Raw genomic sequence first — 13,720 nt, forward strand, 5'->3', positions numbered from 1 at the left:
CTCCCCCGGCCGGGAACTCCTGGCCTCCCTGGAGACGCTGCCCGACCGCGACCACAGGGACTCCGCCCGCCTCGACGCCGCCATGCGCCACCAGGGGGTCGATGCCTCCGTCGCTGCGGCCGTCCTCACCCAGCTGGACCTCCGGGACCGTGCGGAGGGCAAGTTCGGGCGGTTCGCCCGCTCCATGGTCTTCACCCGCGACGGCCTGGAACAGGCCACGCGCCTGGCCGTGGCCGCACGCCACGCGGAACGTTTCCGACGCGGGGGCGCGACGCGCGTCGCCGACCTCGGGTGCGGGATCGGCGGGGACGCTCTCGCGCTCGCCGGCCTCGGACTGGGGGTGTGGGCGCTCGACATCGACGAGGACGCCGCCGCCGCTGCGGCGGAGAACCTCCGGCCCTTCCCCGACGCCGAGGTCGTCCTCGGGGACGTCAACGACCTCGACCTCGCGGACCTGCGGGCACTGGGCGTCGACGCCGTCTTCGCGGATCCGGCCCGGCGCACGGGAACCGCCGGAGGATCCTCCCGGCGCCTCGGACCCGAGCTGTGGTCCCCACCCCTCTCCACCGTCCTGTCCTGGCGGTCCACCTTCGGGCGTCTCGGTGTGAAGATGGCACCCGGTGTGCCCCATGCGGCCCTGCCTGACGACTGCCACGCACAGTGGACCTCCGTGGACGGTGACCTCGTGGAGGCCGCCCTGTGGACGCCTCCCCTGGCACCCGAGGGACCGGGACGCTCCGCCCTCGTCCTGCGCGGGGGTGGCGCCCACACCCTCACCGACCCCACCCTCGGGTCCGCGAGCGCCCCTGTCCGGCAGGCCTCCGTGGGGGCGCTGGGCTCCCTCGTCGCCGAACCCGACCCGGCCGTCATCCGCGCCGGACTGGTCGCCCGCCTGGCCGAGGACCTCGGGGCGCAGCTGGTGTCACCGTCCATCGCGTGGCTGACGGGGGACGACCTGCCCGCGACCCCCTTCGCCGCACGCTTCGAGGTCATCGACGTCGTGGCACTGCGCCCCAAGGCCGTCCAGGGTGCCCTCGACCGGCTCGACGTGGGCAGCGTGGAGGTGAAGAAGCGCGGCGTGGACATCGACCCCGAGGCACTGCGCCGCTCCCTGCGGCTGCGCGGGTCGGGGGCGGTGACGGTCATTGCGACGCGCGTGGAGGGCCGGCACCGAGCGATCATCGCGCGACGCTGCCAGACTTGAGCCATGGTGCCCGGACCCGGGTGCCCCAGGAATCCCAGGACGGGAGGCACCATGCCCCTTCCCTTCACCCCCTCCCAGCGTTCGACGATCGGTGTCGAGTGGGAGCTCCAGCTCGTCGACCAGGACTCCAATGACCTGCGCCAGGCTGCCGATGCCGTCATCGCCGGCGCCACGCACGACGGTGAGCTCAGTCCCCACATCCACCGCGAGATGCTCCTCAACACGGTGGAGGTCACCTCGGGAGCACGCGAGACCGTGGCGGAGTGCCTCCACGACATCGCGACCACCGTCACCTCGCTGCGTCCCGTCACCGACGCCCTGCGCATCGACCTGGCCACTGCCGGCACCCACCCCTTCGCGCGCCCCGCCTACCAGCGCGTCACCGACTCCGAGCGCTACGCGGAGCTGGTGGACCGCACCCAGTACTGGGGTCGCCAGATGCTGCTCTACGGGGTCCACGTCCACGTCGGCGTGGAGGAGCGCGACAAGGTCCTGCCCATCCTGCGCGCACTCACGACGCGCTTCGCGCAGCTGCAGTCCCTCTCCGCCTCCTCGCCCTTCTGGGCGGGAGTGGACACCGCGTACGCCTCCAACCGGGCCATGGTCTTCCAGCAGCTGCCCACCGCGGGCATCCCCCGCCAGTTCCGGACCTGGGACGAACTGGAGCACTACACCGATGACATGATCTCCACCGGGGTCATCAAGGGCTTCGACGAGATCCGCTGGGACGTGCGCCCCTCCCCCAAGCTCGGCACGGTCGAGAACCGCGTCTTCGACGCCGCGACGAACATCCTGGAGGTCGCCGCCTTCGCCGCCCTCACCCACTGCCTGGTCGAGCACTACTCACGCATGATCGACGCCGGCGAGCAGCTGCCCGTCCTGCCCGAGTGGTTCGTGGCGGAGAACAAGTGGCGCTCCGCCCGCTACGGCATGGACGCGGTGCTGGTCCTGGACGCGCAGGGCCACCAGGAGCACGTGCGCGACACGGTGGAGTCCATGCTGGAGGACCTGGCCCCCGTCGCCCGAGACCTGCGCTGCGCCGAGGAGCTGGACGGGGTCCACGAGATCCTCCGCCTGGGCGCCTCGTACCAGCGTCAGCGTTTCGTCGCGGAGAACTCCAAGGACCCCCTCGATGCGGTGGCCGAGCTGATCCGCGCCGAGATGCGCGCCGACCGGCCCCTGGACCCCACCGAGTTCCTGGAGTCACGTACGGTCAAGGACCCGGGCGCCGTGCACAACCCGCCCTGCTGACCCCACCCCACCCCCACCCCACCTCGGCGAAGTCCGCTCAGTTCGGAGGTCGAAGTCCGCTCTGTTCGGGGCTCGAGGTCCGCTCTGTTCGGGGCTCGAAGTCCGTCCCGCTGACCGATCACCCGGCCACCTTCGCGCCGACAGTCCCACCGCCGTCGGCAGGTCTGCGCCTGCCCATGTGTGTCCGACGGGACGAGGTCAGGGACGCCTGCGAGGAGGGACACGGGCGTGTTGACGAGGGCGGGCACGGGTACTCCGACAGGGGCGCGGCGCGGGCGCAGTGACGAGGACGGGACCGCGCGCGACAGGTGGGAACGACTGCTCAGGAGGCCAGAGCCGAGCTGACTGCGGGCGCCATGTAGGTTTGGGTCAGCGGCATGCCGGAGTCCGGCGAGAAGTCCCAGTCCGACGGGGGCAGACCCGCACGCACCAACTCCGAACCGATGGCAGCGATCTGTGCGCCGTTGTCCGTGCAGAAGCGCAGCGGGGGCATGCGGACCGTGAGGCCTGCGGCGTAGGCGCGCTCGGTGATGAGTGCGCGGAGGCGGGAGTTCGCGGAGAAACCCCCACCGATGACGATCGTGTCGCAGTCCGTGTCACGGGCAGCGCGCACCGCCTTGGCGGTGAGGGAGTCGTTGACGGACTCCGAGAAGCCCGCACAGATGTCCTCGGGGCTGAAGGACTCCCCGCGTTCCTGCACGCCCTCCACGTAGCGGGCGACGGCCGTCTTGAGGCCGGAGAAGCTGAAGTCGTACTTGTGGCGTTCCTTGTCCTTGCCGGCGGCGAGACCCCGCGGGAACCGGATCGCGTCCACGTCCCCCTGCTGGGAGAGACGGTCCACATGCGGACCGCCGGGGTAGGGCAGGTCCAGGAGCCGACCGACCTTGTCGAAGGCCTCACCCGCCGCATCGTCCAGGGTGCCGCCCAGCTCGCGCACGTCGGTGGCGATGTCCTCCACCAGGAGGATGTTCGAGTGACCACCCGAGACCACCAGCCCGATGAACCGCCGGGGAAGCGGCCCCTCGGCCACCTTGTCGACCGCCAGGTGCCCGATCACGTGGTTGACCCCGTAGAGGGGCAGGTCGAGCCCGGTGGCCAGGGCCTTGGCCGCACAGATCCCGACCGTCAGGGATCCCACCAGACCCGGTCCCGCGGAGACGGCGACGGCATCGACCTGGTCCAGACCGACCCCGGCCTCCGCGAGCGCGGAGTCGAGGGTGGGGAGGAAGGACTCCAGGTGCGCACGCGAGGCGATCTCGGGAATGATGCCCCCGTAGCGCGCGTACTGGTCCATGGAGGTGGCAGTCCGGTCGACCAGGAGTTCGGTGCCACGCACGAGGGCGACGCCGGTCTCGTCACAGGTGGACTCGATGCCGAGGATCAGGGGTTCATCACTCACCCGGGAGATTCTAGTCCGCACGGGCACTCCGGCGCCTGGAAGACCGGTCACGGTGCGGCCCGAAGCCCCCCCGGCATCGCAGTCACGTCGAAATACCGGGTTCGTGTCGAGATACCGGCGTCTATGCGTGGATCTCGCCCGGAAGCGTGGATCTCACCCGAAACTGTGGATATCACCGGGAGATGTGGATCCCACCAGCACTCGAGGAGCCCACACTGCCCGGAGTCCCGATCAGCGCGAGTCCGACCGCCGGTCGATCTCACGCCCTCTCTCCCGCTCCTCCGCTCCGCCGTGTCACCCCTGCTGGGAGGACCCACCGCCCTCGACCTCGGCACCGGCATCGACCTCCGGCGTGCGCGAGCCCGCGACGACCATGCCCGCGACCCCGATTCCCAGACACGCCAGCGCCCAGGGGAACAACCCGACTGCGAACTCCCTCTTCACCGGGTCCTCCGAGAGGACACCGATCAGCAGCACGGCCATGAGAGCCACGAAGCCGAGCAGCCCAAGAATCCCGATCGTCGTGCCCAGCTTCCATCCTCGGCCGTGACCGCGAGTTCCCCCAGCGTTCGCCCCGTCCGTCCCCTCGATCACGTGGGATTCTCCGTCCATTCCAACTCCTCCAGGTCGACCGGCCCCGCCACAATATGCCACCTCGGACCTCAGGAGTCGGGACCACCGAGAACTCCGTGACGCCTCCGCCGTTCCGGACGGTTCCATCCCTGCCTCTGCGCCCCTCAGATGCGGACCAACTTGCCCCGACCCACCACCCGGTCACCAGCACCTGTGGACAGAGCGCCATCCGTCCCCAGGACGGGGACGAGCGACGTGACCGAGGTCGGCACTCCGCCCATGCTGTGCCCATGAGCACACCACCCACACTCCGCCCACACCCCGGCCATTCCACCGGTTCCCCGGCCGACGCCCGAGGAAGTTCCTCGTCCGCATCCGCAGGTCCCGCTCCCCGAGAGCTGACACGGACCGCTCCTCGCGACGAACAACCGTGGTCCGCAGCCACACCGAGCGGAACCGTCGCGACCGTGCGCTCGGCGATCCGGTGGGCGTCCCCCTCGACCAGCGCACTGCCCCGCTCCGCGCACCACGGCAACCAGTACGTCACCATCGCGCGCGGCGCGCACCTCCCCACCGAGCTCCTGGCGAGTGTGCCGACGCCCTGGGAGAGGAGGCGTCTCGTCGACATCGCCCGGATCGTGGTCGTACAGACCCACCTGTCCCCCGACGTCCTGTTCTGCCGGGAGTCCGCGGCACTCCTCCGCGGCATCCCCCTGCTCGACCACGCTCCCGACGTCCATGCCCTCACCGCCGGGCGCCAGGACAGGATGCGGGCGGGTCTCCCCGCGATCCGCTTCGACGGCCGCGCGCTCTCCCCCGCCGTGCGGGTGCGCCTGCACCACAGCGCCGACGAGGGCGGCCCACCCTCGTCCATGGAGGGCGTCCCCATGTGCTCACCCCAGACCATGCTCGCGGAACTCGCGCGCTTCTGTCCGGCGCGGGAGGCCGTCGCATCACTCAGCGTGGGTCTGCACCTGGGCACCCGATTCGACCGACGCCAATCGGAGCGCTCACGTGAGGCCGAGGCCTCGGCAAAGGAGCGCCTGGCGAAGAGGATCGCCACCGGCACCGATCGCAGGGGCCGCGCACGCGGGGTGGAAATCCTGCGGGTCGCGGACGCCGGCTGCGAGTCGATCGCCGAGGGCGCGCTCGTGTGGTTCCTGCACGCATACGGGGCGAAACCCTGGCGTACGCAACACGAGGTCGTCGTGGACGGACGGTCTCTGTTCCCCGACGTGGCCTTTCCCGAGATCGGTCTCCTCCTGGAGGTGGAGGGGTTCGGGAAGCTCGGCACCACTGCATTCGAGGTCAGGCACAACGCCCAACAACAGATGAGCCGCGGCTCGCGACTCGAGGCTGCCGGCTGGCGGGTGATCCACCTTCCCGCCACCCTCGTCCTCGGTCCACCGGATGAACTGTTCACCCATCTCTGGGCCGTCGCGCCGGAGATCTTCGACCCCGGCACGAGAGGATCGCCGCTGTTCAAGGCGTGAGCGGCGAGCCGAAGTCCGTGGGAGAGGGGAACCCAGGAGGACTCGGACCGTGGAGCTCGGCAGTGAGATCCACAGTCCATGTCGAGATCCACGCGCACAGCCCGGTACCTCGACGCGAACCCGGTACCTCGACGCGAACCCGGTACCTCGCGAGCAACTGCGCGCCTCACTCCCGTCCCCGGCGCATCCCGGGATCCACAGTCCACGCCGGGATCCACAGTCCATGTCGAGATCCACGCGCACAGCCCGGTACCTCAACCCGAAGCCGGTACCTCGCGAGCAAGTGCGCGCTTCGCTCCCGTTCCCGTCGGATCCCGGGACCTGACCAGCACCAGCACCAGCACCAGCACCGACATCCGGACACGCCCCGACGCCCCGGACATGCCGCGGCCCCGCCCTCGGTACCGAGGGCGGGGCCGTAGCTGGTCACAACTGCTGCCGGGGTGGACCTCATCCACCGTCACGGCGCTGAACACGGCGAGCCGGGTGCATCGCCCATCAGGACGCGCAGGCCGACCGCTGCCGACCGCACGCGCAGGAGGCCCGCGCGACCCGCATCACCGATCCGGCGCTCAGACCCCCTGGAAGGCAGCCTTGCCGAGCTGGCGGTTCAGCGTGGCGATGACGTCCAGCGGGATCTGCTTGGGGCAGACCGCCGAGCACTCACCGACGTTCGTGCAGGTGCCGAAGCCTTCCTCGTCCATCTGGTTGAGCATGTTCACCACACGCGGCAGGTTCTCGGGCTGGCCCTGGGGCAGCAGGTGGAGGTGGGTGACCTTCGCCGCCGTGAACAGCATCGCCGAGGCGTTCGGGCAGGCCGCCACGCACGCGCCACAGCCGATGCAGGCCGCAGCGGTGAAGGCCTTGTCCGAATCCTGCTTGGGCACAGGCGTGGAGTGGGCCTCGGGAGCCGCACCCGTGTTGACCGAGATGTAGCCGCCGGCCTGGATGATGCGGTCCAGTGCGGAGCGGTTGACCACCAGGTCCTTGATGACCGGGAAGGCCTCGGCGCGCCACGGTTCGATGGTGATGGTGTCACCGTCGTGGAAGGAACGCATGTGCAGCTGGCAGGTCGTGGTGACCTCCGGGCCGTGGGCGATCCCGTCGATGACGAGGCCGCACTGGCCGCAGATGCCCTCGCGACAGTCGGAGTCGAACGCGATGGGCTCCTCGCCCCGCGCGAAGAGCTCCTCATTGAGGACGTCGAGCATCTCCAGGAAGGAGGACTCCTCGGAGATCCCACGGATCTGGTACTCGTGCATGGCACCGGGGTCCTCGGGACCGCTCTGGCGCCAGATTCTCAGTGTGAGGTTCACTTGTAGCTCCGCTGCTTCAGCTCGATGTTCTTGTAGACGAGATCCTCCTTGTGGAGGACCGGAGGCTGACCCTCACCGCCCCACTCCCAGGCGGCGACGTAGAGGTACTTGTCGTCGTGGCGCAGGGCCTCGCCCTCGGGGGTCTGGGACTCCGCGCGGAAGTGACCACCGCAGGACTCCTCGCGGTGGAGGGCGTCGATGCACATGAGCTCGCCCAGCTCCATGAAGTCGGCCACGCGGCCCGCCTTCTCCAGGGACTGGTTGAGCTCGCCGATCGACTTGCCGGGCACGCGGACGTTCTTCCAGAAGTCGGCGCGCAGCTCCCGGATGAGGCCGATCGCCTTGCGCAGGCCCTCCTCGCTGCGCTCCATCCCGCAGTACTCCCACATGATGTGGCCGAGTTCCTTGTGGAAGGAGTCCACCGAACGGTTGCCGTTGACGGCCATGAGGCGGTCGATGCGGTCCTGGGCCTGCTTCTTCGCCGCGACGACGTCCGCGGAGGACTCGTCGAGCTTGGGCAGCCCGAAGGCGTGGGCCAGGTAGTCGCTCATCGTGTCGGGCAGGACGAAGTAGCCGTCCGAGAGGCCCTGCATGAGGGCCGAGGCCCCCAGGCGGTTGGCCCCGTGGTCGGAGAAGTTCGCCTCGCCGGCCACGTAGAGGCCGGGCAGGTTGGACTCCAGGTCGTAGTCGACCCACAGACCACCCATCGTGTAGTGCACGGCCGGGTAGATGCGCATCGGGACCTCGTAGGGGTTCTCCCCCGTGATGCGCAGGTACATGTCGAAGAGGTTGCCGTACTTCTCCGAGACCTTGGCGCGCCCCAGGCGCTGGATCGCGTCGGCGAAGTCCAGGTAGACACCCCGTGCCACACCGTCGATCTTCGGGCCCACGCCGCGACCCTCGTCGCACATGTTCTTCGCCTGGCGCGAGGCGATGTCGCGGGGCACCAGGTTGCCGAAGGAGGGGTAGATCCGCTCCAGGTAGTAGTCGCGGTCCTCCTCGGGGATCTGGCGGGGGTCCTTCTCGCAGTCCTCGGCACGCTTGGGCACCCAGATGCGCCCGTCGTTGCGCAGGGACTCCGACATCAGCGTCAGCTTGGACTGCTGGTCGCCGTGCTGGGGGATGCAGGTCGGGTGGATCTGCGTGAAGCAGGGGTTGCCGAAGTAGGCGCCCTTGCGGTGCGCGCGCCAGATGGCGGTCGCGTTGCAGCCCATGGCGTTCGTCGACAGGAAGAAGACGTTGCCGTAGCCGCCCGACGCCAGGACCACTGCGTCGCCGACGTAGGTCTCCAGCTCACCGGTGCTCATGTTGCGGGCGATGAGGCCACGCGCCCGCCCGTCGGAGACGATGAGCTCGACCATCTCGTGGCGCGAGTGCTCGGTGACGGTCCCCGCCGCCACCTGGCGCTCCAGGGCCTGGTAGGCCCCGATGAGGAGCTGCTGGCCCGTCTGGCCGCGCGCGTAGAACGTACGCGAGACCTGCACGCCGCCGAAGGAGCGGTTGTCGAGGAGGCCGCCGTACTCACGGGCGAAGGGGACGCCCTGTGCGACGCACTGGTCGATGATGTTGTTGGAGACCTCGGCGAGGCGGTACACGTTGGACTCACGTGCCCGGTAGTCGCCGCCCTTGACCGTGTCGTAGAAGAGCCGGTAGACGGAGTCGTTGTCGTTGCGGTAGTTCTTCGCCGCGTTGATCCCGCCCTGGGCGGCGATCGAGTGGGCCCTGCGCGCCGAGTCCTGGTAGAAGAACACGTCGACGTTGTAGCCCATCTCGCCCAGCGAGGCGGCGGCTGCACCGCCGGCCAGGCCGGTGCCGACGATGAGGACGCGGAGCTTGCGGCGGTTGGCCGGGTTGACCAGGGCGGCGTTGAACTTGCGCTGTTCCCAGCACTGGGACAGCGGCACGTCCAAGGGGGCCTTGGTGTCGACAATGGGCTCACCCTCGCGGTAGAGGCCCTTGATGAGTGTGTCAGTCATTTTTCAGCACTTCCTCAGGAGATCATCCCGAACGCGATGGCCAACGGCGGGGCCATGAACATGACGAAGATCAGGCCGCCGATGAGGCCGGAGAGCACGACCATGAACTTCCGGGTCCCCGCACGCACCCAGCCCAGGGACTGGAAGGCCGACCAGAAGCCGTGCCCGACGTGCAGGCAGGCTGCCGCGACGAACACCAGGTAGACGATCACCATGAGGGGCTGCTGGAACGCGGCCACCATCCGCTCGTACGGGCTGGAGTCCACGGTGAAACCGGTCCGAACCGTCGCAGTGGTGAAGTGCAGGATGTGGAAGACGATGAGGAAGAGCAGCAGCACGGCGGTCACGCGCATGGTGCGCGCCGCGTAGGCGTCAGCGGCGTTCTTCCTCACGACGTAGCGGGAGGCGCGCGCACGCTTGGAACGCTTCCAGGTGATGGCGGCGGCCGCGACGTGGATGACGAGCATCAGCAGCATCGCGCCGCGGAACACCCAGATGAATCCACCGTGGGGGAAGATCGGGACGAATGCGTCCACCTTCAGCCAGTGGGCGTAGTCGTTGTACACCTCCTCGCCGAGGAACATCTTGAGGTTGCCGTACGAGTGGAACAGCAGGAACATCACGAAGACGAGGCCGGAGACCGCCATGAGTTGCTTGACGAACACAGTGGTGGTCCACGCGCGCCGCTTCTTCGTTGCGACAGTAGTTGTGGCCATGTGGCACACCGTATCCGCCGATCAACGCCCCCTCGTGGGACCCCGGACCCGGACCTGACCCGCGGTGAGTCAGAGGTCACTCTTTCGGCCTGTTCGCGCCGCTGGAAGGCCCCTCCGGCGCCCCGCGGACGGGGGTGGACACATCCACGTCCGGTCCACGACCAGCCGATTTCCGCAAGCGTCGTATGTCCGAATGACCTGCAGCCACCTGAGACCCGCCGGCGTGCCCGTCCTGCACCGACTTCCCTGAGGGGCTGCCGGACATCGACGAGGGCGACCCCGCCCCGGTCACACTCCCGGGAGCACGCAGTCAGTTCCCGACATCGACGAGGGCGACCCCGGCCCGGTCACACTCCCGGGAGCACATCGTCAGTACCGGACATCGACGAGGGCGACCCCGCCCCGGTCACACTCCCGGGAGCACGCAGTCAGTTCCCGACACCGACGAGGGCGACCCCGGCCCGGTCACACTCCCGGGAGCACATCGTCAGTACCGGACATCGACGAGGGCGACCCCGCCCCGGTCACACTCCCGGGAGCACGCAGTCAGTTCCCGACACCGACGAGGGCGCCACGGGTGCCGCCGAGGTCCAGACGCATGGTGACGGCGTCCTCGCGGGGGTTGCGGAAGTAGTGGCGGACCTTGCCGATGCGGTGGAACCCGTGTGCGAGGTAGAGGCCCTGTGCCGCGCCGTTGGAGGCCCTCACCTCCAGGAACACCCGCTCCGAGCCACCCGTTCGGGCGGCGTCCAGGATGTCCTCCAGGAGCAGGGTCCCCACTCCCCTGCCGCGATGGTCCGGAAGGACCCCGATGGTCATGACATCGGCGTCCGGACCGATGAGGATCCCGGCGTAGCCGATGAGGCGACCCTCCAGCTCCGCTCCCACGTAGTGGCGCCCGGGAGCGGAGAGTTCCTCGGCGACCATGGTCCGCGTCCAGGGGTCCTCGGGGAAGAGCGCCGCCTCAAGTGCGGAGACCTGTTCGACGTCGTCGGGACCCAGCGCGCGCAGGTCGACCTGGGCACCCGCGGCACGTGGTGGCGCACCGGTGCCCGGGACGGTCATGGGCTCCGTTCCCCCGGGATCCGTCCCCTCCTGCCGGACAGGTCCGGTCCCCGGGAGCTCCACCGGGCCCGGGTCGGCCGGTCCACGGTCGGTTGGGCCGGTGCCCGGAGCGCACACCGGGCCCGGGTCGGCCGGGCCGCGGTCGACTGGGCCGGTGCCCGGAGTGTTCACAGGGCCGCGGTCGGCTGACCCTGGATGTCGGGGCGACGCAGGTAGAGGGGCTCGGTGCCGAGCCGCTGCGACTCCCCGCGTGCCAGACGTGAGGCCACGATGCGCACGAGGACGGAGGGGTCCAGCGTGACCTCGGGACCGAGCGGGACCTGCTGCAGGGCGTCCACGGCATGATCGGGGACCGCTCCTGCCGGCACCAGCAGGGCGTCGAGCTCGCGCATGGCATTGACGACGGTGCGCGGGGCCGACACCTGGGGGCCCTCCACCGCGCGGACGTCGTCGGGCCCCTCGGCGCGGTAGCGCGCCCAGTAGAGCTCGTGACGCCGGGCATCGGTGATGACGACGACCTCGGCGTCGGGGGGCAGCAGGTCGAGTGCCTGCCGGGCGACGATGTCCAGGCTGGAGGCCCCGTACACCTCCGCGCCCGCGGCCCGCGCCAGGACGCGGGCGGTGACCAGGCCGGCACGCAGCCCGGTGAAGGGCGCCGGCCCCGTGCCCACCAGGACGGAGGTGATCCCCGCACCGGCCAGGGGACCGTCCACCCCTGAGGAGCGCAGCACCTCACGGACCAGCGGGGTGACCGACTCGGCGTGTCGGCGTGCGGAGTCGTTCTCGGCGTGGGCGAGGACGACGCCGTCGCGCACGAGTGCCACCTTCGTGGCCGAGGAGGTGTCCAGGCAGAGTTCGCTCACGGCAGTCGATCCTACTCGGTGACCGTTGGGGCCGTGCTGTCCCCGACATTGCCGGTGGAGCGGGCCTCCTCCGCGAGGTCGTCGAGTTGACCGTCCCACCGCTGCCCGAAGGGTCGCAGTGTGATGGTGCGATGTCCGTCGTCCATCTCCTCCAGGTCGATGACCCCGCCCTCGTCGCGGGCGATGCCTCCGCGTGGTCGGGTGACGTCGACCTCGAGTCGCTGGTCGGAGAGGCCCTCGGTCTTGCCCTCACCCCACTCCACGACGGTGACGGAGTCCGCCAGGGAGGAGTCCAGGTCGAGGGTCTCCAGGTCGTCGAGGTCCTTGATGCGGTAGGCGTCCGCGTGGATCAGGTCCGGTCCCCCCACCAACGAGGGGTGCACCCGCGCCACGATGAAGGTCGGGGAGGAGACGTGGCCGCGCACGTGGAGGCCCTGCCCGATCCCCTGGGCGAAGGTCGTCTTGCCCGCTCCGAGCTCTCCGCGCAGCATGACCAGGTCCCCGGCACGCAGATGTGTCGCCAGGGCCCGTCCCAGGGCGCGCGTGGCCTCGGCGTCGTCGACCTCGAAACTGGTCATTCCCGTCCCTCTCCCCCGGCGGTGTTCCCGCCCTCGTGGATGTGCACGCGTGGGACCCTCTCCCCCAGGCGGGAGACGATCTCGTAGTTGATGGTCCCGCACACGCGGGCCCACTGGTCAGCGGAGGGGACCCGGTCTCGGGCGGGGTCACCGAAGAGGACCGCCGTGTCGCCCACGCGCGCAGGTGCGTCCTCCGCGGCGCTGGCCTGGTCGTCGCGGGCGGGACCCAGGTCGATGACGAACTGGTCCATGCACACCCGGCCCACGACGTGGGTGGCGATCGGCCCCCCGTCGGCCAGCACGGTGACGGGCCCGGCATTGGAGGCCGCACGCAGGATCCCGTCGGCGTAGCCCAGCGGGACCAGCCCCATCCAGCGTCGCGTCGGGGTGCGCCAGGTCCCCCCGTAGGAGACGGGCCGGTCGGCGGCGACCACCTTGACGGAGGTCAGTGGTGCCTCCAGCCGCATCGCCGGGCGCAGTCCGAGCTCCGCGGATCCCTCGACCTCCGGGTCGGGACTCAGGCCGTACATCCCGATGCCGATGCGGACCATGTCGTAGTGGGCCTCCGGGTGCCACAGGGCGCCCGCAGTGGCGCTGAGGTGCCGGATGGAGGGGTGGAGCCCGGCGCGGGCCAGGACCTCCAGTCCTGACTCGAAGATGGCCACGTGCTCGGCGGTGGAGGCCAGTCCCTCCGGGGAGGGGTCGTCCGCGCGCGAGAGGTGGGACCAGGCGCCCACCAGCTCGACCTGTCCGCCGTCCACGGCCGTGCGCACCGCGGCCGCGAGGGCCGGGAGGTCCTCCGGTGTGGACCCGGCGCGCGACATGCCCGTGTCGACCTTGACGTGGATGCGGGCGGGGTGGCCCAGGGAGCGGGCTGCCGCGGCGATCTCCGCGAGCGTCCAGGTCCAGGAGACCGAGAGGTCGATGTCGGCCTCGACGGCGCGGGCCCAGTCCTGTCCGCTCGGCGCGATCCAGGCCAGGATCGGGGCGGAGTCGCGGGGCACGCCGTGCGCGTCCAGGGCTGCGCGCAGCTCCAGTGCCTCCTCCACCTGTGCCACGCCCAGCCAGTCGGCCCCGGCCGCGAGGGCCGTGAGCGCGACGGGGAGCTGGCCGTGTCCGTAGGCGCCCGCCTTGACGACGGCCATCTGGAGGCTGTGCGGGGCACGCCCCCTGAGGACACGCAGGTTGTGGGCCACGGCGTCCAGGTCCACGACCGCCCGGGAGGGATACGTCCCGACGGCACGGGACAAGGCGTCGGCGACGGGACCGGACGCGGGGGTGGGGAC

At 70.3% G+C, this 13,720-nt stretch carries 12 protein-coding genes; 3 read left to right on the forward strand and 9 right to left on the reverse strand.

Annotated elements, in window-relative coordinates; translation table 11 throughout:
- Positions 1-1,204, forward strand: a 1,204-nt coding sequence (locus BQ9890_RS08170) for a class I SAM-dependent methyltransferase (RefSeq protein ID WP_407638899.1), incomplete at its 5' end; no start/stop codon positions are given.
- Positions 1,205-1,255: 51 nt separating this feature from the next.
- Positions 1,256-2,455, forward strand: a complete 1,200-nt coding sequence (locus tag BQ9890_RS08175) for a glutamate--cysteine ligase (protein ID WP_075890732.1) — start codon at positions 1,256-1,258, stop codon at positions 2,453-2,455.
- Positions 2,456-2,777: 322 nt separating this feature from the next.
- On the opposite strand, the gene tsaD is transcribed toward BQ9890_RS08175, so the two are convergent.
- Together tsaD and BQ9890_RS08185 are read right to left on the reverse strand one after the other, a co-directional pair.
- Complete coding sequence (gene tsaD / locus BQ9890_RS08180) at positions 2,778-3,854, reverse strand: tRNA (adenosine(37)-N6)-threonylcarbamoyltransferase complex transferase subunit TsaD (protein ID WP_407638900.1); 1,077 nt, start codon at positions 3,852-3,854, stop codon at positions 2,778-2,780.
- A gap of 294 nt (positions 3,855-4,148) precedes the next feature.
- The gene (locus tag BQ9890_RS08185) at positions 4,149-4,466 is read right to left on the reverse strand and encodes a hypothetical protein (protein ID WP_075890734.1); all 318 of its coding nucleotides are present in this window, start codon (positions 4,464-4,466) and stop codon (positions 4,149-4,151) included.
- 428 nt (positions 4,467-4,894) lie between these two features.
- On the opposite strand from BQ9890_RS08185, the gene BQ9890_RS08190 reads away from it, so the two are divergent.
- Positions 4,895-5,920: a hypothetical protein gene (locus BQ9890_RS08190; protein WP_075890735.1), complete on the forward strand. Its 1,026-nt coding sequence runs from the start codon at positions 4,895-4,897 to the stop codon at positions 5,918-5,920.
- A 572-nt stretch (positions 5,921-6,492) separates the two neighbouring features.
- Here BQ9890_RS08190 and BQ9890_RS08195 read toward each other — a convergent pair.
- From BQ9890_RS08195 to alr, 7 genes are all read right to left on the reverse strand, one after another.
- Positions 6,493-7,236 carry a succinate dehydrogenase/fumarate reductase iron-sulfur subunit gene (locus BQ9890_RS08195; protein ID WP_075890736.1) on the reverse strand — a complete coding sequence of 248 codons (744 nt, stop codon included), beginning with the start codon at positions 7,234-7,236 and terminating at the stop codon, positions 6,493-6,495.
- Entirely contained in the window at positions 7,233-9,212 is a 1,980-nt protein-coding gene (locus BQ9890_RS08200; RefSeq protein ID WP_075890737.1) for a fumarate reductase/succinate dehydrogenase flavoprotein subunit, read from the reverse strand. Before BQ9890_RS08200 ends, BQ9890_RS08195 begins: the two co-directional genes overlap by 4 nt.
- A gap of 14 nt (positions 9,213-9,226) precedes the next feature.
- Complete coding sequence (locus BQ9890_RS08205) at positions 9,227-9,928, reverse strand: succinate dehydrogenase cytochrome b subunit (protein WP_075890738.1); 702 nt, start codon at positions 9,926-9,928, stop codon at positions 9,227-9,229.
- A 546-nt stretch (positions 9,929-10,474) separates the two neighbouring features.
- Positions 10,475-10,993, reverse strand: a complete 519-nt coding sequence (rimI, locus tag BQ9890_RS08210; RefSeq protein ID WP_075890739.1) for a ribosomal protein S18-alanine N-acetyltransferase — start codon at positions 10,991-10,993, stop codon at positions 10,475-10,477.
- A gap of 167 nt (positions 10,994-11,160) precedes the next feature.
- Positions 11,161-11,856: a tRNA (adenosine(37)-N6)-threonylcarbamoyltransferase complex dimerization subunit type 1 TsaB gene (tsaB, locus tag BQ9890_RS08215; protein ID WP_075890740.1), complete on the reverse strand. Its 696-nt coding sequence runs from the start codon at positions 11,854-11,856 to the stop codon at positions 11,161-11,163.
- 11 nt (positions 11,857-11,867) lie between these two features.
- Positions 11,868-12,434 (reverse strand): tRNA (adenosine(37)-N6)-threonylcarbamoyltransferase complex ATPase subunit type 1 TsaE, encoded by a 567-nt coding sequence (gene tsaE, locus BQ9890_RS08220; protein WP_075890741.1) that lies wholly within the window; start codon positions 12,432-12,434, stop codon positions 11,868-11,870.
- The gene (gene alr, locus BQ9890_RS08225; RefSeq protein ID WP_075892924.1) at positions 12,431-13,684 is read right to left on the reverse strand and encodes an alanine racemase; all 1,254 of its coding nucleotides are present in this window, start codon (positions 13,682-13,684) and stop codon (positions 12,431-12,433) included. Before alr ends, tsaE begins: the two co-directional genes overlap by 4 nt.
- Between the last annotated feature and the right edge of the window lie 36 nt (positions 13,685-13,720).

This window comes from Actinomyces provencensis (assembly GCF_900155435.1).
GTDB classification, from domain to species: domain Bacteria; phylum Actinomycetota; class Actinomycetes; order Actinomycetales; family Actinomycetaceae; genus Pauljensenia; species Pauljensenia provencensis.

Coding starts and splice junctions, on each gene's coding strand:
- BQ9890_RS08200 (WP_075890737.1), bottom strand. CDS start 9,212: ATGACTGACACACTCATCAAGGGCCTCTACCGCGAGGGTGAGCCCATT.
- tsaE (WP_075890741.1), bottom strand. CDS start 12,434: ATGACCAGTTTCGAGGTCGACGACGCCGAGGCCACGCGCGCCCTGGGA.
- BQ9890_RS08175 (WP_075890732.1), top strand. CDS start 1,256: ATGCCCCTTCCCTTCACCCCCTCCCAGCGTTCGACGATCGGTGTCGAG.
- rimI (WP_075890739.1), bottom strand. CDS start 10,993: ATGACCGTCCCGGGCACCGGTGCGCCACCACGTGCCGCGGGTGCCCAG.
- BQ9890_RS08205 (WP_075890738.1), bottom strand. CDS start 9,928: ATGGCCACAACTACTGTCGCAACGAAGAAGCGGCGCGCGTGGACCACC.
- BQ9890_RS08185 (WP_075890734.1), bottom strand. CDS start 4,466: ATGGACGGAGAATCCCACGTGATCGAGGGGACGGACGGGGCGAACGCT.